18 protein-coding genes are annotated in these 25,975 nt (G+C 72.1%); 15 read left to right on the top strand and 3 right to left on the bottom strand.

Features of this window, described 5'->3' with window-relative positions; translation table 11 throughout:
* Positions 1-309: 309 nt before the first annotated feature.
* Positions 310-378 carry a putative leader peptide gene (locus OHA30_RS34140; RefSeq protein WP_443045136.1) on the bottom strand — a complete coding sequence of 23 codons (69 nt, stop codon included), beginning with the start codon at positions 376-378 and terminating at the stop codon, positions 310-312.
* Between the two features lie 192 nt (positions 379-570).
* On the opposite strand from OHA30_RS34140, the gene OHA30_RS32440 reads away from it, so the two are divergent.
* The 4 genes from OHA30_RS32440 (at position 571) to OHA30_RS32425 (ending at position 8,134) form a co-directional block, all read left to right on the top strand.
* Positions 571-1,491 (top strand): LysR family transcriptional regulator, encoded by a 921-nt coding sequence (locus OHA30_RS32440; RefSeq protein WP_328917433.1) that lies wholly within the window; start codon positions 571-573, stop codon positions 1,489-1,491.
* 429 nt (positions 1,492-1,920) lie between these two features.
* Positions 1,921-2,388, top strand: a complete 468-nt coding sequence (locus OHA30_RS32435; protein WP_328917432.1) for a hypothetical protein — start codon at positions 1,921-1,923, stop codon at positions 2,386-2,388.
* On the top strand, positions 2,385-4,577 hold the full coding sequence (locus OHA30_RS32430) for an esterase/lipase family protein (RefSeq protein ID WP_328917431.1): 2,193 nt from the start codon (positions 2,385-2,387) through the stop codon (positions 4,575-4,577). The genes OHA30_RS32435 and OHA30_RS32430 overlap by 4 nt, the downstream gene beginning before the upstream one ends.
* A 518-nt stretch (positions 4,578-5,095) precedes the next feature.
* Positions 5,096-8,134 (top strand): carbohydrate binding domain-containing protein, encoded by a 3,039-nt coding sequence (locus tag OHA30_RS32425; RefSeq protein WP_328917430.1) that lies wholly within the window; start codon positions 5,096-5,098, stop codon positions 8,132-8,134.
* Positions 8,135-8,191: 57 nt separating this feature from the next.
* Here the strand turns inward: OHA30_RS32425 and OHA30_RS32420 are convergent, their stop codons facing one another.
* Complete coding sequence (locus OHA30_RS32420; RefSeq protein WP_328917429.1) at positions 8,192-8,971, bottom strand: PIG-L deacetylase family protein; 780 nt, start codon at positions 8,969-8,971, stop codon at positions 8,192-8,194.
* Between the two features lie 341 nt (positions 8,972-9,312).
* On the opposite strand from OHA30_RS32420, the gene OHA30_RS32415 reads away from it, so the two are divergent.
* From OHA30_RS32415 to OHA30_RS32375, 9 genes are all read left to right on the top strand, one after another.
* Positions 9,313-10,464 (top strand): glutathione-independent formaldehyde dehydrogenase, encoded by a 1,152-nt coding sequence (locus OHA30_RS32415; RefSeq protein WP_328917428.1) that lies wholly within the window; start codon positions 9,313-9,315, stop codon positions 10,462-10,464.
* Between the two features lie 211 nt (positions 10,465-10,675).
* Positions 10,676-12,304 (top strand): cytochrome bc1 complex cytochrome b subunit, encoded by a 1,629-nt coding sequence (gene qcrB / locus OHA30_RS32410; RefSeq protein ID WP_328917427.1) that lies wholly within the window; start codon positions 10,676-10,678, stop codon positions 12,302-12,304.
* Complete coding sequence (gene ctaD / locus OHA30_RS32405) at positions 12,301-14,037, top strand: aa3-type cytochrome oxidase subunit I (RefSeq protein ID WP_328917426.1); 1,737 nt, start codon at positions 12,301-12,303, stop codon at positions 14,035-14,037. The genes qcrB and ctaD overlap by 4 nt, the downstream gene beginning before the upstream one ends.
* Positions 14,034-14,423, top strand: coding sequence for an aa3-type cytochrome oxidase subunit IV (gene ctaF / locus OHA30_RS32400; protein WP_328917425.1), 390 nt, complete (start codon positions 14,034-14,036; stop codon positions 14,421-14,423). Before ctaD ends, ctaF begins: the two co-directional genes overlap by 4 nt.
* Before the next feature lie 280 nt (positions 14,424-14,703).
* Entirely contained in the window at positions 14,704-14,796 is a 93-nt protein-coding gene (kdpF, locus tag OHA30_RS32395) for a K(+)-transporting ATPase subunit F (RefSeq protein WP_328917424.1), read from the top strand.
* Positions 14,793-16,457: a potassium-transporting ATPase subunit KdpA gene (kdpA, locus tag OHA30_RS32390; RefSeq protein WP_328917423.1), complete on the top strand. Its 1,665-nt coding sequence runs from the start codon at positions 14,793-14,795 to the stop codon at positions 16,455-16,457. Before kdpF ends, kdpA begins: the two co-directional genes overlap by 4 nt.
* Complete coding sequence (kdpB, locus tag OHA30_RS32385) at positions 16,457-18,601, top strand: potassium-transporting ATPase subunit KdpB (RefSeq protein ID WP_328917422.1); 2,145 nt, start codon at positions 16,457-16,459, stop codon at positions 18,599-18,601. The genes kdpA and kdpB overlap by 1 nt, the downstream gene beginning before the upstream one ends.
* A 28-nt stretch (positions 18,602-18,629) precedes the next feature.
* Positions 18,630-19,259 (top strand): potassium-transporting ATPase subunit KdpC, encoded by a 630-nt coding sequence (kdpC, locus tag OHA30_RS32380; RefSeq protein WP_328917421.1) that lies wholly within the window; start codon positions 18,630-18,632, stop codon positions 19,257-19,259.
* The gene (locus tag OHA30_RS32375; RefSeq protein ID WP_328917420.1) at positions 19,256-21,808 is read left to right on the top strand and encodes a sensor histidine kinase; all 2,553 of its coding nucleotides are present in this window, start codon (positions 19,256-19,258) and stop codon (positions 21,806-21,808) included. Before kdpC ends, OHA30_RS32375 begins: the two co-directional genes overlap by 4 nt.
* Positions 21,809-22,207: 399 nt before the next feature.
* Here the strand turns inward: OHA30_RS32375 and OHA30_RS32370 are convergent, their stop codons facing one another.
* On the bottom strand, positions 22,208-23,554 hold the full coding sequence (locus tag OHA30_RS32370; protein ID WP_328917419.1) for a PP2C family protein-serine/threonine phosphatase: 1,347 nt from the start codon (positions 23,552-23,554) through the stop codon (positions 22,208-22,210).
* A 181-nt stretch (positions 23,555-23,735) separates the two neighbouring features.
* Here OHA30_RS32370 and OHA30_RS32365 point away from each other — a divergent pair, with 181 nt between their 5' ends.
* Together OHA30_RS32365 and OHA30_RS32360 are read left to right on the top strand one after the other, a co-directional pair.
* Complete coding sequence (locus tag OHA30_RS32365) at positions 23,736-24,524, top strand: class I SAM-dependent methyltransferase (protein WP_328917418.1); 789 nt, start codon at positions 23,736-23,738, stop codon at positions 24,522-24,524.
* A 96-nt stretch (positions 24,525-24,620) separates the two neighbouring features.
* Complete coding sequence (locus OHA30_RS32360) at positions 24,621-25,778, top strand: DUF5954 family protein (RefSeq protein WP_328917417.1); 1,158 nt, start codon at positions 24,621-24,623, stop codon at positions 25,776-25,778.
* Positions 25,779-25,975 lie beyond the last annotated feature (197 nt).

The raw sequence follows: 25,975 nt of genomic DNA, 5'->3' as shown, positions 1-25,975 counted from the left end.
AGCGGCGCCGCGTACGGACGTGCGGGCGTGGCCGAGGTGGAAGGCGGTCGGGACGCGTCGATCCGGCGGCGGGGGGTGCGGGCCGAGGCGGGCACGGCGTGCGGAGGATCACGCCTCGGTCGCCCACGGCGTGGTGATCACGCCCCGCGGTTCAGGGCCTGCGGTTCAGGCCCCGCGGGTCACGTCGTGCGGGTCGGCGGTCCGACGCGGAAGGCGCGGAAGGCGAGGCGGGGGCCGAACGGAGGTCCCGGCGGGGTTCCGGACGGCTCTGCGAGCCGTGGTCCGGACAGCGGTGGTCCGTACGGCGGTTCAGCGACAACAGAAGGCGCTGGACACGCGCGCGAGGTCGATGTGGCGGCGCTTGGTCAGGCGGCGCATATCGATCACCCTCTCGCGGGACGGACGGGCCGGCATGTCAGGGACGACACGGGTCTCCGTCTTCGACAAGGCTAACCAGGAGGGACACCCGGGGTCGAGTCGGCGTTCGCGAACGACTGATAGGGTTTCCCTTTCACTCGGAGCCTCCCGGTCCGCCCCCGGGCCGGGCCGGAGCAGGGCGGTGCCGTTGCCGTGCGGATCGAACAGCTGGAGTACATCGAGGCCGTCACCCGCCTCGGGTCGCTGCGCCGGGCGGCGGAGGAACTGCATCTGTCCCAGCCCGCGCTGAGCGAGACCGTGCGCAACCTCGAACGCGAACTCGGCGTGGACCTCCTGGACCGCAGGCGTTCGGGGGCGAAGATCAGCGACGAGGGCCGTGAGCTGCTGCCGCACATCGTCACCGTGCTCGACGCGGTGGACCGGCTGCGCCGCGCGGCCGACCACCAGCACCGCACCAGCCGGATGATCCGCCTCGGTACGGTCAACGCCGCCACCGTGCCGCTGCTCGTGCCGACGATCCGGGAGTTCCGGGAGAGCCACCCGGTGACACAGGTCGAGGTGATCGCGGCGCAGCAGGCGGACATCCACCGCTCGATCCTGGAGGGCCGCTTCGACCTGGGCCTGGTGAACTATCTCCAGGGCGACGACCTGCCGCCCGGCTTCGAGACCACCGAACTGCTGTGCGGACGGCCCGTGGTCTGCCTCCACCCGGACAGTCCGCTGGCCGCGCGGCGGACCATCGGCATGGCGGACCTGCTCACCGAGCCGATGATCGTCATGCGGTCCGGCTACGTGATGCACCGCTATCTGCACCGGCTGCTCGACGGCCGTACCCCGTCCTTCTCGTACTCCACCGACGGCGCCGAGATGGGCAAGCTGATGGTGGCCGAGGGACTGGGCGCCACCGTGCTGCCGGATTTCAGTGTCATCGGCGACCCGCTGGAGCGCAGCGGCGCGATCACGTACCGGCCGCTGGAGGACGACTCCACCACCGTCCGGATGGTCGTACAGCGCAGCCTGTCAGGTTCGGTGCCCAGGGCGGTGCGGGATCTGCACGAGATCTTCGTGGCGCGGGCGGCGGCGCATCGCGCGGCGGCGGCCCGGGAGGGCTGACCACCGGCCGGCCGGGTGACCTCGGCCGGACCCTCCAAGGTGACGCCGACCAGGGCCCGTTGGAACGCGGCGGTGTCGTCCGCCCGGCCACGTCCCGTTCTGTCGGCGACGGTCGCGGCCATCGCGGCTTCGAGGAAGCGCGCACAGGTCTGCCGCCGTAGGTCCCACACGCGTACGGCCGCCTGCTCGTGCGGCGTCTTCCGGACCGTGTCGGGCATCGCGTCGCACGCCCCCGGCCTCTCGCCCACTCCGGGGGTTCGCCCGGCCCGGAACCGGCTGACGGCGAGCGTGGCGCGGGGGTCGGGGGTGGGAGGAACGGGCGGAGGCGGGCGGATGGTACGGGACTGTCACGAAACCGTATCCACCGGGTGCCGCGGCGATCCGGGGGAATACGCTCCCCCTCATTCGGTACTGCTGGGGGGAGTTGGCGTGGTGCGCTCGCGCGGGCTGGTGGTCGGGGCGGTCGTCGTGGCCGCGGGGGTGATCGCGCTGCTGGTCGTGCTGTTGACCCGGCACGGGGACCGTGCGGCGGCCGGCGATCCCGGCAAGGGCGGGCCGACGGCGTCCGTCGGGTCGCCGGACCAGGCCCGGCAGGTCGCCGCCGCGCTGAGCAGGCTCGCCACGGACCCCTCCTCGCTGGTCGCGGCCGGTGCCCGGGACGGCGTCAAGGGGCGGGCCGCGCAGGGCGTGCCGAAGGGGTCGAAGGTCACGCCGGAGCCCGCGTCCTGGGCGCCGGACGGCGTCGGCGGCGGGGTCATGACGGTCACCGTGGCGCCCCCGGGCGGGCCCGCGGTCGGCTACGCGGCCGTGATGGTGAACGAGGGCGAGTCCTGGAAGGTGCTGGCCACGATGCAACTGCCCGCCGCGGCGGCCACCCCGACGGCGGTGGCGTCATGAGGCTCTTCCGAACCGCGCGGGCCGCTCGGGCCGACCGCGCCGCGAAGGCCGCAGCGGCCGCCGACCGCGTCGAGCACACCGGCCGCGCCGCACGTCCCCGCCTGCCGCGCCGCGCCGCACGCCCCCGCCTCCCGCGCCGCGCCGCCGTCGCCGCCACCGCGCTCGTACTCCTCGCCGGGCCCCAACTCGCCGCCCAGGCACCGGCGTCCGCCGCTCCCGCCGCGGGCACCCCGTCCTCCTGGGCCGCCACCTGTGACTCCGGCAGGCTGGGACTGGACGAGGACACCGTCCGGCTCGCCCCGACCCTGCCGACGGACACGAACCCGAACGGTACGCCGGTCGCGTACTCCCCCGACGCCCGGGGCATGTACACCCCGATCGTCATGGTGCACGGCTGGACCGGCAGCGACACCCACGACGCGGCGGGCCGGGGCGCGTTCTCGCACCGGATCGACCTCACCGCCAACCGGCTGGGCACGGTGACCACCACCCGGTCGCTGATCGGGCAGTTCCAGTCGCTGCCCGGCGCCGCCGTCTTCACCTTCGACTACCACCCCTACTCCGCGCGCTGGGTGGACGACGCCCATCTCGGGCCGGCGCTCGGCAAGGTCATCGACTGTCTCTACCGGGCGAGCGGCCAGAAGGTGATCGTCGTCGGGCACTCGATGGGCGGCCTCGTCACCAGGTACGCGGCGACCCATCCCGGGGTGTCCGGCCCGGACCGGGCGGCCGAGATCAGCACGGTGGTGACCTTCGGCACCCCGGAGACCGGCTCGGTGGCGGCCCTGCTCGGTGAGGCGGGCCTCGACGCCGGGGCCGCGACGGACGATCTGCTGGCCGTCGTACGGCTGATCCTGGCGAGCTGCGGACAACTGACCACCGCCGACATCACCACCGGAACGCTCTGCGACCGCCTCCCGGCGCCGGTCGCCGCCTTCGAGTCGCAGGCCGGTCAGGCGCTGCGGGCCGGCTCCGCGCAGCTGCGCGCGCTCAAGCCGTGGCCGAAGTCCGTGTTCGTGGACGCGCTGGGCGGCCGGACCCGCTTCCAGGTCCGCGACATGGGGTGGTTCGCGCTGCCGTGGAGCACGAAGTCCGTGGACACCGGCGACCTGATCGTCACCGCCGACTCCGCGCTCCAAGGGGCCGACGCGACGAAGACGGTCTCCTGCTCCTACCAGCTCAACGGGGTGCGCGGGCTGACCGACTCCGTGGGGCTCGCCTTCGGGGTGGTCAGCAAGGCCGATGTGGCCGACATGCCGTTGAAGGCGTTCAGCGGGGCGTGCTTCCACCCGGACCTCATGCGGAGCATCGAGCTGACCAATGAGGCGCTGGGCGCGGTGGCCGACGACATCGACTCCCGTCAGCCGGTGACGGCGGCGAGCCTGCTCTCGGCCCCGGTGCCCGCGGCCTGCGGTCACAAGGCCGGGAGGCTGTCCGGCGGCAGGCTGCCGGGCATCCCCGAGATCCGCGGGGTGATGGGGCTCGGCTGGGTGGAGACCGGCGGGCCGCGCGCGGATGTGCTGGCGCTCGGCGACCTGGACGGCGACGGCACCGGCGACGCGGCCGCCACCCTCTACTGCAACGCCGGCGGTGTGTCCTGGCCGGAGATCATCGCCTTCTACACCCACGGCCCCACGCTGCTCGGGTCCCTCTCCCTGAGCGACATCAACCTGCCCGGCCACCAGCCGGGTGAGAACGCGAGCGTGCACCGGCTGCGGTACGCCGACGGCGGTGTCGTCGCCCAGTGGTCGACCCAGCAGGACGGCGACCCGGGCGCGAGCGCGACCCTCGACTACACCGCGACCCTGCGCTGGAACGGGCACGCGGTCGTCGCCTCCGGGCTCTCCGCCGTCACCGAACGGCCCACCGTGGACGCCTTCCTCACCGCGCTGCGCAAGCACGACACGGCCGCCGCGTCCGCGTTCGCCGACTCCGGGGTGGCGGCCGAGGCCGCCAATCAGTTCCGCTTCTATCCGGACGCGCTGGCCGCCGCGCCCGTCTGTTACGGCCCGAACAGCGACTTCCCGCCGAACAGCGCGGGCCTCGGCGACCTCGGAGGGCCGGAGTTCGTCTCCGCCCAGCGCTACTGTCTGCTGCCCACGTCGGCCGACGGCGGCGACTACGTGGTGCTCGGCCTGGTGAAGTCCGGCTTCCAGCGCTGGCGGGTCTCCTCGTTCAACCTGATCTGACCCGCCGGCCGCCGTACCGCCCACGCCCGGCGTCCGGGTACCGCCCACGCCCGGCGTCCGGGTGCCCGCACCGCGATCGGCGGCCGAGGTGCGCGCCTCGACTGTCCCCCCGGCCGCGCGCGGGCGTCAAGAGTCGTGCAAGATCTGCCAACACCTTGCGAAACAGCGGGAGTTCGAGGCCATCACCCCGACCCGGGGGTTTCGACCCGGTTTTCCGGGCCGCCCGGCGCAATCCGGCCCGCGGCGCGGACTCCCGCAGTGGATCGTCACTCTCCGCAGGCTGTGCGCCGGTTGTGCCGGAACCCTTTACGGTCCTGTCATGAACGGGTAACTTCCTGCTGCGCAAGAGATTGCAGCAACTTTCTGTCCGACACGGCGTCAGAAGTCGCTGCTCGCCAGGACCCTGCGGCGCGTCAGGGCCTCCCCGGCGGGAGATCGCACCCAGGCACCCTCACGGGCGCCTGTCCTGTAGGTCGTCGCGGCCGGCAGCCGCGGCATTCCCCACCTGGAGCCCTTTCGTGAGACCCCCCACGCGCAGGCGGCTGAGACGCCCCCTGGCCACAGCGCTGGCAGCGTCCGGCCTGCTGGCACTCATCACGGCGGTCCCCCACGCCGCCCCTTCCGCGTCCGCCTCCCCCGTGGCCGCCGCGGCCGGGAACTCGGCCACGGTCTTCTACTACACCAAGACCCGCGACTGGGCCGCGTACAACCTCCATTACGCCCCCGACGGCGGATCGTGGACCGATGTGCCGGGCGTGCCGATGGAGGCGGCCTGCACGGACTGGGTCAAGAAGACCGTCGACCTGGGCAGCGCGACCGGTCTGGCCGCGACCTTCAACAACGGCTCGGGCACCTGGGACAACAACAACGGCCGGAACTACGCGCTGGGCACCGGCACGATCACCGTCAAGGACGGGGTGGTGGCCCACAGCGACCCGTGCGCGGACGGCGGCGGCACCGGCGGACCGACTCCCACCCCCACCGACACCGGCGCCGGCTCGGCCACCGTCTACTACTCGACCACCACGGTCGGCTGGACGACGGTCAATCTGCACTACGCGCCGACCGGCAAGGCGTGGACGACCGTACCGGGCGTCGGAATGGAGCCGGCCTGCACCGGCTGGGTCAAGAAGACCGTCGATCTCCAGGGCGCCTCGGGCCTGGCCGCCACGTTCAACAACGGCAACGGCACCTGGGACAACAACAACGGCAACAACTACATCCTCGGCAGCGGCGTGAGCAGCGTCAAGGACACCAAGATCACCGCCAACGCCGCCGACCCCTGCGCGGCCGTCGTCCCCGACACCAAGGCGCCGACCGTCCCGGGATCGGTGAAAGCGTCGGCGACCGACACCTCGATCGTGCTGACCTGGGAACCCTCCACCGACGACACCGGTGTGACGGGATATCAGGTGACGCGGACCGGCGGCGCCAAGGGCACGATCGTGACGAACATCGGCTCGACCGTACTGTCGGAGTCCGGCCTCGATCCGCACACCACCTATACGTACACGGTCAGAGCCCTGGACGCCGCCGGGAACGTCTCCGGCTCGTCCGCCCCGGCGAGCGCGACCACCGGGGACGCGCCCCCGCCGGCCGCCACGGGCAAGGCGCTGGGCACCGACCCGCGCAAGGACCCGATCTACTTCGTGCTGACCGCGCGCTTCTACGACGGTGACACGAGCAATGACCGCGGCGGCAACCAGGACGTGGCCTCCGGCAACAAGGCCAACAACGACCCCATGTTTCGGGGCGACTTCAAGGGCCTGGTGCAGAAGCTCGACTACGTCAAGGCGCTCGGCTTCTCGGCGATCTGGATCACCCCGGTGGTCCTCAACCGCAGCGACTACGACTACCACGGCTACCACGGGTACGACTTCTACCGGGTCGACCCGCGGCTGGAGTCGGCCGGCGCCTCGTACCAGGACCTGATCAACGCCGCCCACGCCAAGGGCATCAAGATCTACCAGGACGTCGTCTACAACCACAGCTCGCGCTGGGGCGCCAAGGGCCTGTTCACCCCGACCGTCTACGGGGTCAGGGACGCGCAGTGGTCCTGGTACTACGACGAGAAGGAGGACGGCTTCGAGTACGACGGCCTGACGATCGACCCGAAGACCGGCAAGTCGTACTACAACGGCGACCTGTGGTCCACGGCCGAGCCCGCCGGCAACACCTGCCTGAACTGGGGCAAGCCCAACGGCCAGCACAGCCCCGAGGGTTACACGATCTACAACTGCCAGTGGCCCGGTCCGACGTCCAACATGTTCCCGGCGAAGTTCTACCACCAGTGCTGGATCGGCAACTGGGAGGGCGAGGACTCGCGTTCCTGCTGGCTCGCCGACGACCTCGCCGACTTCAACACCGAGAACCCCGAGGTGCAGAACTATCTGATCGGCGCCTACAACAAGTACATCGACATGGGTGTGGACGGCTTCCGGGTCGACACCGCCGTGCACATCCCGCGCGTCACCTGGAACCGCCGCTTCCTGCCCGCGCTCCAGCAGCGCGTCACCCAGGACTGGGGTGCGGACAAGGCGCGGAACTTCTATGTCTTCGGTGAGGTCGGGGCCTTCGTCAACGACAAGTGGAACCGCGGCTCGGTCAACCACTCCGCGCAGTTCTACACCTGGAAGGAGCGCAAGGAGTACACCGCCGACGACACCCAGGCGGCGCTCGACCAGTACAACTACGAGGAGCAGTTGGGCACCGGCAACCAGCCGACGTCCACCAACGCCTTCCTGGACGGCAACAGTTACCACACGCCGGACCACAGCAAGTTCTCCGGCATGAACATCATCGACATGCGCATGCACATGAACTTCGGTGACGCGCACAACGCCTTCCGCAACGGCGCCGACTCGGACGACTCCACGAACGACGCCACGTACAACGCGGTCTACGTCGACAGCCACGACTACGGGCCCAACAAGTCCTCCGTGCGCTACACCGGCGGCCAGGACGCGTGGGCCGAGAACATGGCGCTGATGTGGACCTTCCGCGGTATCCCGACCCTCTACTACGGCTCGGAGATCCAGTTCCAGGCGGGCAGGACCATCGACTGCGGGCCGAGTTGCCCGCTGGCGACCACCGGGCGGGCGTACTACGGCGACCACCTCGAAGGCACGGTGACCGCCTCGGACTTCTCGCGGGTCGACAGCGCCACCGGGCCGGTCGCCACCACCCTGGCGCAGCCGCTGGTCAAGCATCTGCAACGGCTCAACCAGATCCGCCGGGCGATCCCGGCGCTGCAAATGGGCCAGTACAGCACCGAGGGCGTCACCAGCGGCAGCATGGCCTACAAGCGCCGCTACACCGACGCCGCCTCCGGTGTCGACAGCTTCGCCCTGGTCACCGTCACGGACGCGACCACCTTCACCGGTATCCCCAACGGCACCTACAAGGACGCCGTGACGGGGGACGTGCGGGTCGTCACCAACGGCACGCTGGCCATCGCGGCGCCGGGCAAGGGCGACATGCGGGTCTACGTCCTCGACCTCGGCGGCAAGAACGCCGCGCCGGGGAAGATCGGCACGGACGGCCCGTATCTGAAGTGAGAACGCGTGCCGGGCGGGCCCCCGCCCGCCCGGCACCCTTCAGCAGGGTCGTACGGCTCACTCGAAGACCAGCTCGACGTCGCGCAGGTGGTGCTCGACCTCCCCGGGCGGCAGGACCGCGGCGTCACCGGGGTACTCCGGCAGGGGCGGCCCGGCCCGCCCGGCCAGACCGGCGACGGCGGCCCGTTTACGCGCCGCGGCCTCCGCGGAGAGCCGGACGCACGACGCGGCCGACCACGGCACCCGCGGATCACCGGGGCGGGCCCAGTGCCACATCCACACCGGGTACATCCGGCACGGCACGGACGCCTCGCGGGCGGCGGCCAGCGCGGCCCGGCCCGCGCCCTCGTGGTCGCCGTGCACATCGCCGATCCAGGGCGCGAGGCAGAGCGCGGCGCCGGTCAGCAGCGGGGTGAGCGCGGCGACGATCTCGTCCTCGTGGAAGGGGACCCGGTCGTCGGGCACCCGGAGCCTGCGGGTGTCGGCGTCGCCCGCGCCCAGCTCGGCCAGCGCCTGCCGGGCCTCGGTGACCGCGGCCCCGGCGGCTCCGTCCGGGGACGGGGTGACGCGTTCGCCGTCGGGGTCGGAGGGCTCGCCGTCGGTGACCGACACGACGGTCAGCGGGACGCCCGCCCGCGTGAGCAGGGCCATCGTGCCGCCGACACCGAGCACCGCGTCGTCCGGGTGGGCGCCCACGACCACGACCCGCCCGGCGCCGGGCAGCGCGGCCTCGGGCAGCATGCCCCAGCCCTCCCAGGCCAGCCAGCTGCTCTCCTCGGTGCCGGGCGCCTTGATCGGGTTGGCGCAGACGGACGGGCGGCCGGGTTGCTCGCTCACGGTGACTCCTCGTGGTCGGTGGCGGCACGGACAGTGCCGGTCGCCGGGGTACGGCGGGCGACGTACCCGCTCCCCGCGCCGGTGACGCCGGGGACGCGGGGACGGCGCTGCCCACGCGTCCGGGTGCCCGCGAACCGCCGCCGTACACGGCCGAACCGGACGTTTCGCCCACCCCGGGCCGGGCACCCGCAGGGACGAAGCCACCCGACGGACCCACCCCGACGGAGCCGGCGGACACAGACGTCCGGGCACAGGCGTCCGGGCACCGCTCCGCGCGGGCGACGGGCCCGCGAGGGCCGTATCTCTCCCCACCTTTCCCCAACAGAGCAAGGGATGACGCGATGAAAGCCGTGGTCTACGACAGCCCCTTCACCGTCTCGGTCAAGGACGTCCCCGACGCCCGGATCGAGCAGCCGACCGATGCGCTCGTCCGCATCACCACGACCAACATCTGCGGGTCCGACCTGCATATGTACGAGGGCCGCACCACGGTCGAGGAAGGCACGGTGCTCGGCCACGAGAACATGGGCATCGTCGAAGCGACCGGCTCGGGCGTCTCCCGGGTCAAGGTCGGCGACCGGGTGTCCGTGCCGTTCAACATCGCCTGCGGCACCTGTCGCAACTGTCTCCAGGGCTGGACCTCGTTCTGCGTGCGCACCAACCCCACCGAGGGAGTCGACGGCGCCGCGTACGGCTACGCGAACATGGGCCCGTACGACGGCGGGCAGGCCGAGCTGCTGCGCGTCCCGTACGCGGACTTCAATCTGCTGGAGCTGCCGCCGGGCAACGAGCACGAGAACGACTTCACGATGCTCTCCGACATCTTCCCCACCGGCTGGCACGGCACGGTGCTGGCCGGGCAGCAGGCCGGCGACCGAGTGGCCGTCTTCGGCGCCGGACCGGTCGGGCTGATGGCCGCGCACAGCGCGCTGATCCGCGGCGCCGCCGAGGTGTACGTCGTCGACAAGGAGCCGGACCGGCTGGCGCTCGCCCAGCAGATCGGCGCCACCGCGGTGGACTTCTCCGCGGGCGACCCGGTCGAGCAGATCCTGGACCTCACCCACGGCGAGGGCGCCGACTGCGGTGTCGAGGCCGTCGGTTACCAGGCGCACGACCAGGGCGGCGACGAGCACCCCGAACTCGTCATGGACAACCTGATACACGCGGTCCGCACCACCGGCGGCATCGGCGTGGTCGGCGTGTACGTGCCCGACGACCCCAAGGCCGCCGACAAGGGCGCCAGGACCGGCCGGATCGGCTTCGACTACGGCACGCTCTTCAGCAAGGGCCAGCACATGGGCACCGGTCAGTGCCCGGTGCTGCGCTACAACCGCCGGCTGCGCGACCTGATCATCTCGGGCAAGGCGCGGCCGTCGTTCCTGGTCTCGCACGAACTCGGCCTGGACCAGGCGGCGGAGGGCTACGACCACTTCGACAAGCGCGACGACGGCTGGACCAAGGTGCTGCTCCACCCGGAGCTGGTGCCCGCCTGACCGCGGCCGACCACGCGGTGAAGCGCCCGGATCGCATGAGCGGTCCGGGCGCCCGCGTCGCCCCCGTCCGGCCCCCGGTGGCGCGAACGGGTGAAGTTGGCCCACGAATCGCCCGGTCACGCGCTGTGAGCGGCCTGCCGGACGGCGTCCCGGTGAAACATGGGACGCACGCCCGACAGCACTGTGCGCGGCGACCGGGAAGTGGTGAGGCATGCTGTTCCGCAAGCGGCGGGAGCACGTACGGGCCGCCGGGCGGGATGCCGCGCGGACCGGTTTCGACGTCCTGGACCGCCGGCTGCCTGCGGCCGAGGCGGTCAAGGCCCTGCTGCGGAAGGCGTTTCCAGACCACTGGAGCTATCTGCTGGGCGAACTGGCCCTCTACAGCTTCGTGGTGCTGCTGCTGACCGGCACCTGGCTGACGCTGTTCTTCGACCCCGGTTCGAAAGAGGCGCTGTACAACGGGACTTACCCGCAGCTGCGGGGCCTGCCGATGACCTCGGCGTACAGCTCCACCCTGCACATCAGCTTCGACATCCGCGGCGGGCTGCTGATGCGGCAGACCCACCACTGGGCGGCGCTGGTCTTCGTCGCCGCGATCAGCGTGCACATGCTGCGGGTCTTCTTCACCGGCGCCTTCCGCCGGCCGCGCGAGATCAACTGGATGATCGGCATCCTGCTGCTGCTCATGGCGCTGCTCGAAGGCTTCTGCGGCTACTCGCTCCCCGACGACCTGCTGTCGGGCACCGGGCTGCGCACGGCGAACACCATCGTGATGTCGATCCCGGTCGTCGGCACCTATCTGGCCTTCTTCATCTGGGACGGTCCCTTCCCCGGGCACGCGCTCAACAACCGGCTGTACATCCTGCATGTGCTCTTCGTCCCGGCGGCGCTGGTCGCGCTGCTGACCGTCCATCTGATCCTGGTGGTCTACCTCAAGCACACCCACTGGGGCTCCCCGGGCCGGACCAACCGCAACGCCGTCGGGCAGCCGATGTTCCCGCAGTTCATCGCGAAGTCCACCGGGCTGTTCTTCCTGGTCTTCACGGGGCTGACGGCGCTGGGCGCGCTGGCGCAGATCAACCCGGTCTGGGCGTACGGCCCTTACCGCGCCGACCAGGTGAGCACCGGCGCCCAGCCCGACTGGTACGTGGGCTTCCTGGAGGGCGCGCTGCGGCTGATGCCGCCGTGGGAGAACCAGGTGGACGGGCACACGATCATGTGGAACGTGCTGGTGCCCGCGGTGATCCTGCCGGGGCTGCTGTTCACGCTGCTGTTCGTCTACCCGGTCTTCGAGCGGTGGGTGACCGGCGACCGCAGGGAGCACCATCTGTCCGACCGGCCGCGCGACCGCCCGGTCCGTACGGCCTTCGGTGTGGCGGGCGTGGTCTGGTACGCGGAGCTGCTGGCGGCCGGTGGCAACGATGTGATCGCCTTCTCGTTCCATCTGTCGGTGAACGCCCTGACCTGGCTCTTCCGCGTCCTGTTCGTGGTCGCCCCGGTGGTCGCCTTCCTCGTCACCAAGCGGCTGTGCCTGGCCCTCCAGTCGCACGAGCGGCGGCTGCTGACGCGAGGTGAGGAGACCGGTGAGGTCACCCAGAGCGTGTACGGCGGGCTGGAGCCGGGGCACGCGCCGGTCGCCGCCGACCGCTACTACCGCTTCCTGGTCCGGGACCTGCCCAGGCCGGCGCCCCCGCCCGGGGCCGCCGCCCCGCGCCTGAGCCGGCTGCGGGCCTCGCTGAGCCGCTGGTACTACGGGCACCGGGTGGAGCTGCCGGCGGCGCCCGAGCAGCGGCCCCGGGTCGAAGAGGCGCTCGCCGAACCCGAACGGAGACTGCCATGACCCGGATCGACACGGCGCCGCAGGAGGACGGGCGCTCGGCGCGCCCCGGAGCCGGGGAGGACATCGACCGCGGCAGCACGCTGGGCAACCGGCTGCTGAACTATGTGACGACGACCGACCACAAGGTCATCGGCAACATGTATCTGGTCACCGCCTTCTGCTTCTTCCTGCTCGGCGGGCTGCTCGCGATGGGCATGCGGGCCGAACTGGCCCGGCCGGGCCTCCAGTTCGTCTCCCGGGCGCAGTACGACCAGATGGTGACCATCCACGGCACCATCATGATGCTGCTCTTCGCCACGCCGATGTTCGCCGGCTTCGCCAACGCGGTGATGCCGCTGCAGATCGGCGCGCCCGATGTGGCCTTCCCCCGGCTGAACGCGCTGACGTACTGGCTGTATCTGTTCGGCGCGATCATCGTGGTCTCGGGGTTCGTGGTGCCGGGCGGGGCCGCGGCCTTCGGCTGGTTCGCGTACGCGCCGCTCAACAGCGCGGTCAACTCACCGGGCGCGGGCGGGGATCTGTGGGCGATGGGGCTGGTGCTCGCGGGTCTGAGCACGACGCTGGGCTCGGTGAACTTCGTCAGCACCATCGTGTGCCTGCGCGCGCCCGGAATGACGATGTTCCGGATGCCGATCTTCACCTGGAACATCCTGTTCACCTCGATCCTGGCGCTGCTGGCCTTCCCGGTGCTGACCGCGGAGCTGCTGGCCCTGGAGGCCGACCGCAAGTTCGGGGCGCATGTCTTCGACGCGGCCAACGGGGGCGCGATCCTGTGGCAGCACCTGTTCTGGTTCTTCGGCCACCCCGAGGTCTACATCGTCGCCCTGCCGTTCTTCGGGATCATCACCGAGATCATCCCGGTGTTCAGCCGTAAACCGGTGTTCGGCTACATCGGCATGGTGGCCGCGACCATCGCCATCACGATGCTGTCGGCGACCGTGTGGGCACATCACATGTTCGCCACCGGGATGGTGCTGCTGCCGTTCTTCTCGCTGATGTCGTATCTGATCGCGGTGCCGACCGGGGTGAAGTTCTTCAACTGGATCGGCACCATCTGGCACGGCAGTGTGTCCTTCGAGACGCCCATGCTCTGGGCGATCGGCTTCCTGGTCACCTTCCTGTTCGGGGGGCTGAGCGGAGTGGTGCTGGCCTCGCCGCCGCTGGACTTCCATGTGACGGACAGCTACTTCGTGGTGGCCCATCTGCACTATGTGCTCTTCGGCACGGTGGTCTTCGCGACCTTCGGCGGCTTCTACTTCTGGTGGCCCAAGTGGTCCGGCCGGATGCTGGACGAACGGCTCGGCAAGGTGCACTTCTGGATGCTCTTCGTCGGCTTCCAGACCACCTTCCTGGTGCAGCACTGGCTCGGCGCGGAGGGCATGCCCCGGCGGTACGCGGACTACCTGGTCGCGGACAGGTTCACCACGCTGAACACGGTCTCCTCGATCGGCGCCTTCCTGCTGGGCCTGTCGACGCTGCCGTTCCTCTACAACGTGTGGCGGACCGCGAAGTACGCCCCCCGGGTCACCGTCGACGACCCCTGGGGCTTCGGGCGCTCGCTGGAGTGGGCCACCTCGTGCCCGCCGCCGCGGCACAACTTCCACGCGCTGCCGCGGGTGCGCTCCGACTCCCCCGCCTTCGACCTCCACCACCCCGAGGCCGCCGCCCTGCCGTCCCCGCAGACGGCGGCGGGCAAGGCGACCCCGGACACCTACGGGGAGGTGGGCCGATGAAGATCGAGGCGTATCTGTTCGCGGGGGTGGCGGGGTTCTTCCTGGTCACCGGGGGTCTGTACGCGTGGTGGTCGCGGGAGCCGGCCGGGACGTCGGCGCTGGCCGTGGCGTTCTTGATGGCCTCGGTGATCTCCTTCTTCTTCGCCACCACCCACCGTCGTATGGGTGACCGGCCGGAGGACCGCAGGGACGGTGTGGTCGCCGAACGGGCCGGGCCGCTGGACTTCTTCCCGGCCCGCAGCCCGTATCCGCCGGCCATCGCGGTGGGCGCGGCGCTGACCGTGCTGGGCATCGTCTTCGGGCTGTGGCTCTTCCTGCTGGGCCTGGGCACGCTGATCGCCGGGGTGCTGGGCACGGTCTTCGAGTTCGTCCACCGCGGCGAGTAGCGCCCCCGGTACGGCGGCGGCGCGCGGGGCCGTACGGGGGCCGTAGGGGCCGGCCGCGTCAAGAAGGCGTCAACATCGCGGGTCCCGGCGCCAAGAACGCGTCAACGCCCCTGACGCGAAACCCGGGCGGGCGGCTGTGCTGGGCAGGCCGGAAAACGGCAGCTCATCTCCGCTCTCCAGACGATCCGGGGTTTCCGCCCATGTCCGATCTCGTGTTCATCGCCGTGCCGATCGCGGTCTTCGCCGTGCTCGCCCTCGTGGTCAAGGGGGTGGAGCGGCTGTGACCGCGGAGAACGTCGTCGGTCTCGTCGTGGCCGTCTGCCTGCTCGGGTATCTCGTGCTGGCGCTGGTCTTCCCGGAGAGGTTCCAGTGAACGACACCCTCGCGGGCTGGCTCCAGATCAGCGTGCTGATCGCGGCGCTGGCCCTGTCGTACCGCCCGCTCGGCGACTACCTGGCGCATCTGCTGACCAGCGCCCGCCATCTGCGGATCGAGCGCGGCTGCTACCGGCTGGCCGGGGTGGACGGCGACGCCGACCAGCGCTGGCCGGTCTATCTGCGCAGTGTGCTGGCCTTCTCCGCGGTCTCGGTGCTCTTCCTCTACGGCTTCCAGCGGCTGCAGAACCATCTGCTGCTCTCGCTGGGCTTCCCGCCGGTCAAGGCCGACCAGGCGTTCAACACCGCCGCCTCCTTCGTCACCAACACCAACTGGCAGTCGTACTCCGGCGAGGTCACGATGGGCCATCTGGTCCAGATGGCGGGCCTGGCCGTGCAGAACTTCGTGTCGGCCGCCGTCGGCATCGCCGTGGTGGCCGCGCTGATCAGGGGCTTCACCCGGCGCGACACGGACCGCGTCGGCAACTTCTGGGTGGACCTGACCCGGGTCGTGGTCCGGCTGCTGGTGCCGATGGCGTTCGTCTTCGCGATCGTGCTGGTCGCGGCCGGCGCGGTGCAGAACTTCCACGGCGTGCACGAGATCACCACGCTGACCGGCGGCCACCAGTCGGTCACCGGCGGCCCGGTCGCCTCACAGGAGGCGATCAAGGAACTGGGCACCAACGGCGGCGGCTTCTACAACGCCAACTCCGCCCACCCCTTCGAGAACCCCAACGGCCTGTCCAATCTGCTGGAGGTCTATCTGCTGCTGGTGATCGCCTGCTCGCTGCCGCGCACGTTCGGCAGGATGGTCGGCGACCACCGCCAGGGCTACGCGATCCTCGCCGTGATGGGGCTGATCTGGGCCGCCTCGGTGGCGGTGATCACCTTCAGCGAGCTGCACGGTGTCAGCAGCCAGGCCGGTCACGCGGCCGGCGGCATGATGGAGGGCAAGGAACAGCGGCTCGGTATCTGGGCGTCCGCGCTGTTCGCCACGTCCACGACCCTGACCTCGACCGGGGCCGTCAACTCCTTCCACGACTCGTTCACGCCCGGCGGCGGCGGAATGACGATCGTCGACATGATGCTGGGCGAGATCGCGCCCGGCGGCATGGGCTCCGGGCTGTACGGAATCCTCGTACTGGCCGTCATCGCGGTGTTCGTGGCGGGGCTGATGGTCGGCCGCACCCCCGAGTACCTGGGCAAGAAGCTCGGCAGCCGCGAGATGAAGTTCGCCTCGCTGTACATCCTGGCCACCCCCGCGGTGGTGCTGGTCGGCACCGGACTGGCCACGGCCCTGCCCGGCGAGCGCGCGGCGATGCTCAACTCCGGCCCGCACGGCTTCTCCGAGGTGCTCTACGCCTTCACCTCGGCGGCGAACAACAACGGCTCCGCGTTCGCCGGTCTGAGCGTCAACACCGAGTGGTACAACACCGCGCTCGGGCTGGCGATGCTCTTCGGCCGCTTCCTGCCGATGATCTTCATCCTGGCGCTGGCCGGATCGCTGGCGCGGCAGCGGCCCGTACCGGTCACCGCGGGCACCCTGCCCACCCACCGGCCGCAGTTCGTCGGCCTGCTCACCGGCGTGATCGTGGTCGTCGTCGGCCTCACCTATTTCCCCGCACTCTCGCTCGGCCCGCTCGCGGAAGGTCTGCACTGATGTCCCTGACCGCACAACGGCCGCCCGCCGCGCCCTCGGGCCCGGCGGCGCCCCGGCCGCCCCACCGAATATCCGGCGGACTGCTCGACCCCCGGCAGCTGCTGGCCGGTCTGCCCGTCGCGGTCCGCAAACTCGACCCGCGGGTGCTGGCGAGGAACCCGGTGATGTTCGTCGTCGCCGTGGGCGCGGTCCTCACCACGCTGTCCGCGCTCAAGGACCCCAGCGTCTTCGCCTGGGTCATCACCGGCTGGCTCTGGCTCACCACGATCTTCGCCAATCTGGCCGAGGCGGTGGCCGAGGGCCGCGGCAAGGCACAGGCCGAGACCCTGCGCCGGACCAGGACCGAGACGGTCGCGCGCCGGCTCACCGGCTGGCAGCGGGGAGTCCGGCCGGCCGACTGCGCGGAGGTGCCGGTGTCCGCCGCCGATCTGCGGCCCGGCGACCATGTCGTGGTCGAGGCCGGGCAGACCGTCCCGGGCGACGGCGACGTCGTCGAGGGCATCGCCTCGGTCGACGAGTCCGCGATCACCGGTGAATCGGCCCCCGTCATCCGGGAGTCGGGCGGCGACCGCAGCGCGGTGACCGGCGGTACGAAGGTGCTCTCCGACCGGATCGTGGTCAAGATCACCTCCCGGCCGGGCGAGACCTTCATCGACCGGATGATCGCCCTGGTGGAGGGCGCCGCGCGGCAGAAGACGCCCAACGAGATCGCGCTGAACATCCTGCTGGCGTCCCTGACCGTCGTCTTCCTGCTCGCGGTCGTCACCCTCCAGCCGATGGCTGGCTACGCGGGCGCCGAGCAGTCGATCGTCGTACTGGCCGCCCTGGTCGTGGCGCTCATCCCGACCACCATCGGCGCGCTGCTCTCGGCCATCGGCATCGCGGGCATGGACCGCCTGGTGCAGCACAATGTGCTGGCCATGTCCGGGCGCGCGGTCGAGGCGGCGGGCGATGTCAACACCCTGCTGCTCGACAAGACCGGCACCATCACCCTCGGCAACCGGCAGGCCGCCGCGTTCGTCCCGGTCGGCGGGACCGGCCCCGACGCGCTCGCGGCCGCCGCCCGGCTCGCCTCGCTGGCCGACGAGACCCCCGAGGGCCGTTCCGTCGTCGTCCTGGCCGACCAGGGCCACGGACCGCGCGGCCGGGCCGAAGAGCGGCCGGAGCGGGCCGAGTTCGTGCCCTTCACCGCGCAGACCCGGATGAGCGGCGTCGACCTCCCCCAGGACGGCGGCCTGCGGATGCTGCGCAAGGGCGCGGCCGGCACGGTCGTGGAGTGGATACGCGACCACGGCGGCCACCCCGCCGCCGAGGTCGACGCGGCCGTCGACGCCATCGCGGCCGACGGCGGCACCCCCCTGGTGGTCGGCGAGGTCGTGGAGCGCGACGGGACGACCACCGCGACGGTCCTGGGCGTCATCCACCTCAAGGACGTCGTCAAGGCCGGAATGCGGGAACGTTTCGCCGAGCTGCGCCGGATGGGCATCCGTACGGTGATGATCACCGGCGACAACCCGGTGACGGCCGCCGCGATCGCCCGGGAGGCGGGCGTGGACGACTTCCTCGCCGAGGCCACCCCCGAGGACAAGATGGCGCTCATCAAACGGGAGCAGGCGGGCGGCAAGCTCGTCGCGATGACCGGCGACGGCACCAACGACGCGCCCGCCCTCGCGCAGGCCGACGTGGGCGTGGCCATGAACACCGGCACCTCGGCCGCCAAGGAGGCCGGGAACATGGTGGACCTGGACTCCGACCCCACCAAGCTGATCGAGATCGTCGAGATCGGCAAGCAACTGCTCATCACCCGGGGCGCGTTGACGACCTTCTCGATCGCCAACGACGTGGCGAAGTACTTCGCGATCATCCCCGCGATGTTCGCCGCCGCCTACCCGGGCCTCGACCGGCTCAACATCATGGGCCTGCACAGCCCGCAGTCGGCCATCACCTCGGCGATCGTCTTCAACGCGCTGATCATCCTCGCGCTGATCCCGCTGGCCCTGCGCGGTGTCCGCTACCGGCCCTCCTCGGCCGCGGCCCTGCTGGGCCGCAACCTCCGGGTGTACGGGCTGGGCGGTCTGCTGCTGCCGTTCGTCGGCATCAAACTCATCGACCTGGTCGTCCAGTTCATCCCCGGACTGCGCTGACCGGCGCGACGGAAGGAAGGCGCGTCACATGTCCCACAACCTCACGACCGCGCTGCGCCGGCATCTGTCGGCCCTGCGTGTCCTGCTCGTCCTCACGGTGGTCACCGGTGTCCTCTACCCGCTGGCGGTGACCGGCGTCGCCCAGGCCGCGTTCGGCCACCGGGCCAACGGCTCGCAGGTCACCCGGGATGGCCGGACCGTCGGCTCCAGCCTGATCGGCCAGACCTTCGACCTGCCGAAGAAGGACCCCGGCGACCCCCAGGAGGCGGCCAGGCCCGACCCCAAGTGGTTCCAGCCGCGGCCGTCGGCGGGATCGTACGACCCGCTGGCCTCGGGAGCCTCCAACCTCGGGCCCAACAGCCGTGACCTGGTGGCGGCCGTCGAGCAGCGCCGCAAGGCGATCGCCGCGTTCGACGGTGTCGCGCCGGAGCGGGTGCCGGCCGACGCGGTGACGGCCAGCGGCTCGGGCCTCGACCCGGACATCTCGCCGGCCTACGCGTACGAGCAGGTCGCCCGGGTGGCCAAGGCCCGCGGCCTGCCGCAGGACCGGGTCCACCGGCTGGTGGCCGCACACGTACAGGGCCGGACCCTGGGATTCCTGGGCGCGCAGGCCGTCGACGTCCTCGACCTCAACCTCGCCCTGGCCGACCTCAGGTGACGACGAACGGCGGGTGGGACGAAGAGGCCGAGCCGTACGGCGGGTCCGGCGGCGGGAAGACGCGGCCCGTCGGCGGCCGCCGGGCGGAAACGTCCGGCGGGGAGGCGCGGCCCGGGCGGCTCAAGGTCTTCCTCGGTGCCGCGCCCGGCGTCGGCAAGACGTACCGCATGCTCGACGAGGGGCGGCGGCGGGCCGGGCGCGGCACCGACGTGGTGGTGGCCTTCGTGGAGTGCCATCAGCGGCCGCACACGGAGGACATGCTCGCCGGGCTGGAAGTGCTGCCGCGCGCCGAACGCGCCTACCGCGGCGGCCGGTTCGGCGAGCTGGACCTCGACGCGGTCCTCGCCCGCCGGCCCGGCGTGGCGCTGGTGGACGAGCTCGCCCACACCAATGTCCCCGGCGGCGCCCACACCAAGCGCTGGCAGGACGTGGAAGAGCTGCTGGCGGCCGGGATCGATGTCGTGACCACGGTCAACATCCAGCACCTTGAGTCCGTCACCGACGTGGTCGAGAAGATCACGGGGGTGCCGCAGCGCGAGACCGTACCGGACGAAGTGGTCCGCCGCGCCCATCAGATCGAGCTGGTGGACATGCCCGCGGAGGCGCTGCGCCGCCGGATGGCGCACGGCAACGTCTACGCGCCGGAGAAGGTGGACGCGGCCCTGTCGCACTACTTCCGGGTGGGCAATCTGACCGCGCTGCGGGAGCTGGCGCTGCTGTGGGTGGCCGGGCGGGTGGACGAGGCGCTGCACCGCTACCGCTCCGAGCACGGGATAGCGGGGGTGTGGGAGACCCGGGAGCGGGTCGTGGTCGCGCTGACCGGCGGGCCCGAGGGCGACACCCTGATCCGGCGGGCCGCGAGGATCGCCGACCGGGCGGCGGGCGGCGATCTGCTGGCCGTGCACATCGCCCGCAGTGACGGCCTGGCCACCGGTTCCTCTCCCGCCGCCCTGGCCAGGCAGCGGGAGCTGGTGGAACGCCTGGGCGGCAGTTACCACTCGGTGGTCGGCGACGACGTCGCGACCGCGCTGGTGGAGTTCGCGCACGCGGAGAACGCCACGCAGCTGGTGCTCGGCACCAGCCGGCGCACCCGTCTTGAGCGCTTCGTGACCGGGCGCGGCATCGGCGAGACCGCCGTGGCGCGGTCGGGGGACATCGACGTCCACATGGTCACGCACGAGCGGGCGGGCGGCGGCCGGCTGCCGCCCTCGCGCCGCCGTACCCTGAGCACCGCCCGGCTGATCGCCGGTCCGGTGGCCGGGCTGCTGCTGCCGGTCGCGCTCACCTTCGTCCTGGACGGGCTGCGCGGCAGCCTCAACCTCACCAGCGAGTCGCTGCTGTATCTGATGACGGTGGTGGGTGTGGCGTGCGTCGGCGGGGTGGCCTCCGCGGTGGTCGCCTCGCTGACGGCGTCGCTGCTGCTCAACTACTACTTCATCCCGCCGGTCGGCCGGTTCACGATCGCCGAGCCCAACAACATCCTGGCGCTGGTGGTGTTCGTGACGGTGGCCGGTACGGTCGCGGCCGTCGTGGACCGCTGGCTGCGGCTGTCGCGGCGGGCCGCCCGCGCGACGGCCGAGGCGGAGACACTGTCCTCGCTGGCCGGCAGCATCGTGCGCGGCGAGGGGGCGATACCCGCGCTGCTGGAACGGGCGCGGGAGACATTCGGCATGGAGAGCGCCGAACTGTCCGAGCGGCCGGTCGACGACGAGGGCGCCGTACAGGCGGGCGACGGGCCCTACCTGGTGCTGCGCGGCCGTACGCTGCCCGCATCCGAGCGCCGGATCCTGGCCGCCTTCGCCGCGCATGTCACCGCCGCGGTGGAGCGGGCCCGGCTGGCGGAGGCGGCGGCCGAGGTGGAGCCGGTCAAGGCGGCCGACCGGCTGCGTACGGCGCTGCTCGCCGCGGTCAGCCACGATCTGCGCACCCCGCTGGCGGGCGGCTGGGCGGCGATCAGCTCGCTGCGCAGCCGCGAGGTGGAGTTCAGCCCGGAGGACCGGGAGGAACTGCTCGCCACCGCCGAGGAGTCGATGGCCCGGCTCAGCCGGCTGGTGGACAATCTGCTGGACATGAGCCGGTTGCAGGCCGGGGCGCTGACCCCGGCGATGCGGGCCGCGTCACTGTCGGAGGTGCTGCCGGCCGCGCTGGACGCGCTGCCGGCGGACGCGGCCCCGGTGGAGGTACGCGGCCTGGCGGACGTACCGGCCGTGTGGGCCGATCCGCCGCTGCTGGAGCGGGTGATCGCCAATCTCGTGACCAACGCCGTGCGGTACACGCCGGCCGGGCGGTCGGTGCTGGTCAGCGCGAGCGCGCTGGCCGGGCGGGTGGAGCTGCGGGTCGTCGACCGCGGGCCCGGTCTGCCGGCCGCCGGCCGCGAGCGGGCCTTCGCGCCCTTCCAGCGGACCGGCGACACGGACAACGCCGCCGGCCTCGGCCTGGGCCTCGCCCTGGCCCGCGGCCTCACGGAGGCGATGCACGGCACGCTGACCCCGGAAGACACCCCAGGCGGCGGCCTGACGATGGTCCTCTCCCTCCCCCCACCCCCGTGACCCCGAAAGGGGCGCTGAGGCACCCCCGGGCGAAGCCTGGGGAAGGAACTGCGCGCGCAACCACACACGCACCGGCGGCCCGGAAAACGACTGCAAGGGGCTGGGCCCCAAAGAAGGCGCTGGGGGCACCCCCGGGCGAAGCCTGGGGGAGGAACTGCGCGAGCAACCACACACCCCCCGGCGGCCCGGAAAACAACCGCAAAGGGCTGGGCCCCAAGGGGCGCGAGGAACTGCGCGACCAGCCACACACCCGCCGGTAGACCCGGAAACGACCGCAAGGGGCTCGGCCGACGGGCATGGGCCGGCCCACCCGACCGTGGTGAACCGGTCAAGTCTCACGTTCGGCGCCCGAGGCGCCCCGCGGGCGCGGCTCCCGGCCGAAACCCCCGCCGGAGGCGATCAGTCCCCCGGGAGCGTCAGCGACTCCTGCGGCACGCGCAACGCGAGAAGCGCCGTATCGTCGGCGGCCCAGTCGCCCGTGTGCGCGGCGACCGCCCGCTCCACCCGCTCGATAATGCCCGCGGCGTCCAGCCCACGGCACTCGGTGAGAACCGCCGAGAGCCGGTCCTCACCGAACATCGGGCGCGGCATCCTGGCCCCGGGGACCCGCCGCGCGCGGGCCTCGGTGGCGCCGTCGGTGTAGAGCAGCAGCGTGTCGCCCGGCGCGAGCCGGAACCTCACGTCGGTCAGGCTCACATCGGCGAGCACGCCGAGCAGCGTGCCCCGGGTCCCCACCCGCCGCACCCGGCCGTCGGCCCGCCGCAGCAGCGCGTGCGGGTGACCGGCCAGGCACAGCCGCCCGGCCACCCCGGAAGAGGTCGTGCTGAAGGTGGCGTACACGGCGGTCACGAACCGTTCACCGCCGCGCTGGGAGAGCAGCGCGGCGTTGAGGCGTTCCAGTACGGTCGCCGGCGAGTCGTGCTGGGTCGCCTCGGCCCGCAGCGTGTAGCGGGCCAGCGCGGTGACCTTGGCCGCCTCGACGCCCTTGCCGCACACGTCGCCCATGACCGTGCACCAGCGGCGGCCGTGCGCGTGGAAGAGGTCGTAGAAGTCGCCGACGACGGTCGAGCCGCCGGCCGCCGGCAGATAGGACGCGGCCGCGTCCACCCCGGGCACCTTGCTCAGCCGGGGCGGCAGCAGGCTGTCCTGGAGGCTGCGGGCGAGGATCGTGGCGGTCTCCAGGGCGCTCTGCGAGGCGGCCAGCGACTGCCGCAGATGGATCTCGTTGGCCACCGAGCGCGCCAGCGTCGACAGCGTGGCCAGCTCGTCGGGGTGCCACTCGCGCGGGTTCTCGTCCACGACGCAGAAGGTGCCCAGGATCTCGCCGCCGGGCGCCACCACCGGCCAGCCCGCCCAGGCGCCGATCTTCATCGGCCCCACCGAGGGATGCTCGCGGGTACGCGGGTCGGCGGCCACGTCCTCGACCACGAAGGGCTCGGCGAGCCCGACCACGAAGTAGCAGAAGTTGTCCCGGATGGGACTGATCCGGTCGGCGGGCCCGGAGATCTGCGAGCCGACGCACGACTTCCAGAACGAGCGCGCGTCGTCCACGAGCGTGATGAACGCCCGGCGGCAGCCCGTCACCGCGGCGGCGAGGTTCGCCAGGTCGTCGAAAGCCTGCTCGGGGCCCGTGCCCAGCAGTCCCGTCGCCTCCACGGCCGCGAGCCGCCGCGGGTCGGAGAGCACGGCCGGCAGCCCGTCCGCACGCGTCCCGCCGGGGAACTCGACCCCGCCTGTCGTCGTCATGGCACCTCCAGCGCCCCTGACCATGGAGAACTCGTGTCGAGAAGCACTGTTCACATGGTCACACGATCGGCGGCCTTCCGCCGTTCGAGAATTCTGCCGACGACGTTGCGCGGAGCCCGGGACACAGGGGCCCACGGAAACCCGGCCGGGCCCGCGAGAGCGTTTCGATAGGGTCGAAGCCATGAGCGAACGCGGCGAGGACGGCAGCGCGGGAGACGCGGACTACGGCACGATCGGCGCCGGCTACACCGACTACCGGCAGCCGGACCCCCGTATCGCGGCGGTGATCGCGCAGGCGCTGGGCGGGGCCTCGACCGTCCTCAACGTCGGCGCCGGAGCCGGGTCGTACGAACCGGCCGGCGCGCGGGTGACCGCCGTGGAGCCGTCGGCGGCGATGCGGGCGCAGCGCTCCCCCGCGCTGTCCGCCGCCATCGACGCGGTGGCCGAGAACCTGCCCTTCGCGGACGGCGAGTTCGACGCGGCGATGACCACGTTCAGCATCCATCAGTGGAGCGACCCCAAGGCGGGGCTGCGCGAGATGCGGCGGGTGGCCCGCGGCCCGGTCGCGGTGCTGACCTGCGACCCCGCCCTCGTCCGCGACTTCTGGCTGTACGAGTACGCGCCGCTGGTGCTGGACACCGAGGCCCGCCGCTATCCGGCGGTGGCCGACATCGCGGACGCGCTGGGCGGCGGGACGACCGTGACGCCCGTACCGATTCCGGCCGACTGCGCCGACGGCTTCAACGAGGCGTACTACGCGCGTCCGGAGCGGCTGCTCGACCCCGGCGCCCGTCAGGCGTGCTCGGCGTGGAGCTTGGTCGAGCCGGACCTGCGCGAGCAGTACACCGACCGGCTGCGGGAGGCCCTGAACTCGGGCGAATGGGACGCCCGGCACGGCGCGCTGCGCCGCACCCCGTTCCTGAACGGGTCGCTCGTCCTCATCCGGGCCGTGCCCGGCGGCGGGAGCTGACACCGCCGCGGGCGGCGGCCGCCGCCGGGTCCCCGACCGGGTGGTGATTACGGTGTTTTCCGGACGTGCCGTTGTGAGGTCGGGCACATTCGGTGCATGAGTGGTTACGAAGACAGCGTCCCCGCCTATCTCACCATCCGGGTCACCGCGCAGGACAGCCCCATCGCGGCCTTCGCCGACCAGGAGGCGTGGCTGGCCAGGGATCTGTACCCGCACCTGATGGGGGTCGGGGTCGGGGAGTTCTTCCACGCCCGGGAGCACGAGACGGGCGGCTGGGAGCTGTCCGAGTTCGGGGAGAACCGGCCGCAGGCGGCGCGGGACTCGCTGGGCTCGCACTTCAGGTGGCGGGCCAAGGAGGCCGAGGACGCCGGGCAGGAAAAGGCGCGACGGGCCTGGGCCGCGGCCGCGCTGCGGATGGACCGGGCGGTGGTGGACGACATCCGGGTCCAGGGCGAGCGGTTCAGGATCGTCCGGGCCTCGCACTTCATCCGGATGGGGAGCGCGGGGCCCGAGCCGCCGCGGCCCTCCGACCCGGATCCGGGCGAGGTGGGCGAGGCGCATCTGCTGGCGTCGCGTACCAAGGGCTTTCTGGTCGACCCGTTCACCGGCACCGGGCTCTCCGAGGGCATCCTCAAGCTGGACCTCGTGCAGTTCGTCGGCGCGGTGCCGGGGGCGCCGGAGGAGATCGCGGAGGATGCCCGGCGGGCGGCGGTCGCGTACCCCGGCGGGGTGCTGCTGCCCGCGGTGTTCCTGGTCTCCGAGCGGGTCGACGGGCGGTGGAAGCTGCACAGCCCGGGCTCGTCGTTCTCCACCCCGCAGGGCGCCCGGGACTCCCTGGCCGCGTGGCTGCGGGTGATGGCGCCGTTCACCCACGATCTGCCCGAGGACGTCTGCGCGCGGTACGCGGAGGCGGCCGACCGCTTCGACGCCAAACGCGCCCACGTGCTGAGCGTGGACGGGCAGCGGTTCCGGATCACCCGGGTCGAACGGCTGATGCGGATCGGCCCCGACGGGCCCGAGGGCCCGCGGCCCTCCGACTTCGACCCCGATCCGCCCATCGAGGTGCAGGTGCGGCAGCTCAAGGAGCAGGGGCGCTGGAAGGAGGAGGACGACGACCGGCCGTTCGAACCGGACGAGCGGACGGTGAAGCTCCGGCGGCTGTGGGAGCGGGAGCACGCCCGCCGGGCAGCCCTCAAGCAGCGCGGCGGGAACGGCGGAAGTAGCGGGAACGGCCGGGCCGGCGGAATCGGTTAAGGCGCCCGGGGCGCCGGGTCCGACGGCCCGGAGCGCCCTTCGGCGGGGGTCGCGGCGTCGGGCGTGGCGGCCGCGCGGGCGCGGTCGGCGCGGGCCCACCGACCGGAATTTCCGCGCCGGCGACACGCCGACAACAGCGATCCCAGGGGGTTGACAGTGATCAGACAGTCCAACACACTCCCCGGAGAGCGCTCTCC

Origin of the sequence: Streptomyces sp. NBC_00223 (assembly GCF_036199905.1) — a bacterium.
Lineage (GTDB): Bacteria > Actinomycetota > Actinomycetes > Streptomycetales > Streptomycetaceae > Actinacidiphila.
The sequence above is the reverse complement of the archived record's forward strand: the minus strand, read 5'-3'. Positions and strand labels throughout refer to the sequence as shown.

Coding starts and splice junctions, on each gene's coding strand:
- kdpB (WP_328917422.1), top strand. CDS start 16,457: ATGTCCCTGACCGCACAACGGCCGCCCGCCGCGCCCTCGGGCCCGGCG.
- OHA30_RS32430 (WP_328917431.1), top strand. CDS start 2,385: ATGAGGCTCTTCCGAACCGCGCGGGCCGCTCGGGCCGACCGCGCCGCG.
- qcrB (WP_328917427.1), top strand. CDS start 10,676: ATGCTGTTCCGCAAGCGGCGGGAGCACGTACGGGCCGCCGGGCGGGAT.
- OHA30_RS32415 (WP_328917428.1), top strand. CDS start 9,313: ATGAAAGCCGTGGTCTACGACAGCCCCTTCACCGTCTCGGTCAAGGAC.
- OHA30_RS32365 (WP_328917418.1), top strand. CDS start 23,736: ATGAGCGAACGCGGCGAGGACGGCAGCGCGGGAGACGCGGACTACGGC.
- kdpC (WP_328917421.1), top strand. CDS start 18,630: ATGTCCCACAACCTCACGACCGCGCTGCGCCGGCATCTGTCGGCCCTG.
- OHA30_RS32370 (WP_328917419.1), bottom strand. CDS start 23,554: ATGACGACGACAGGCGGGGTCGAGTTCCCCGGCGGGACGCGTGCGGAC.
- ctaD (WP_328917426.1), top strand. CDS start 12,301: ATGACCCGGATCGACACGGCGCCGCAGGAGGACGGGCGCTCGGCGCGC.
- ctaF (WP_328917425.1), top strand. CDS start 14,034: ATGAAGATCGAGGCGTATCTGTTCGCGGGGGTGGCGGGGTTCTTCCTG.
- OHA30_RS32360 (WP_328917417.1), top strand. CDS start 24,621: ATGAGTGGTTACGAAGACAGCGTCCCCGCCTATCTCACCATCCGGGTC.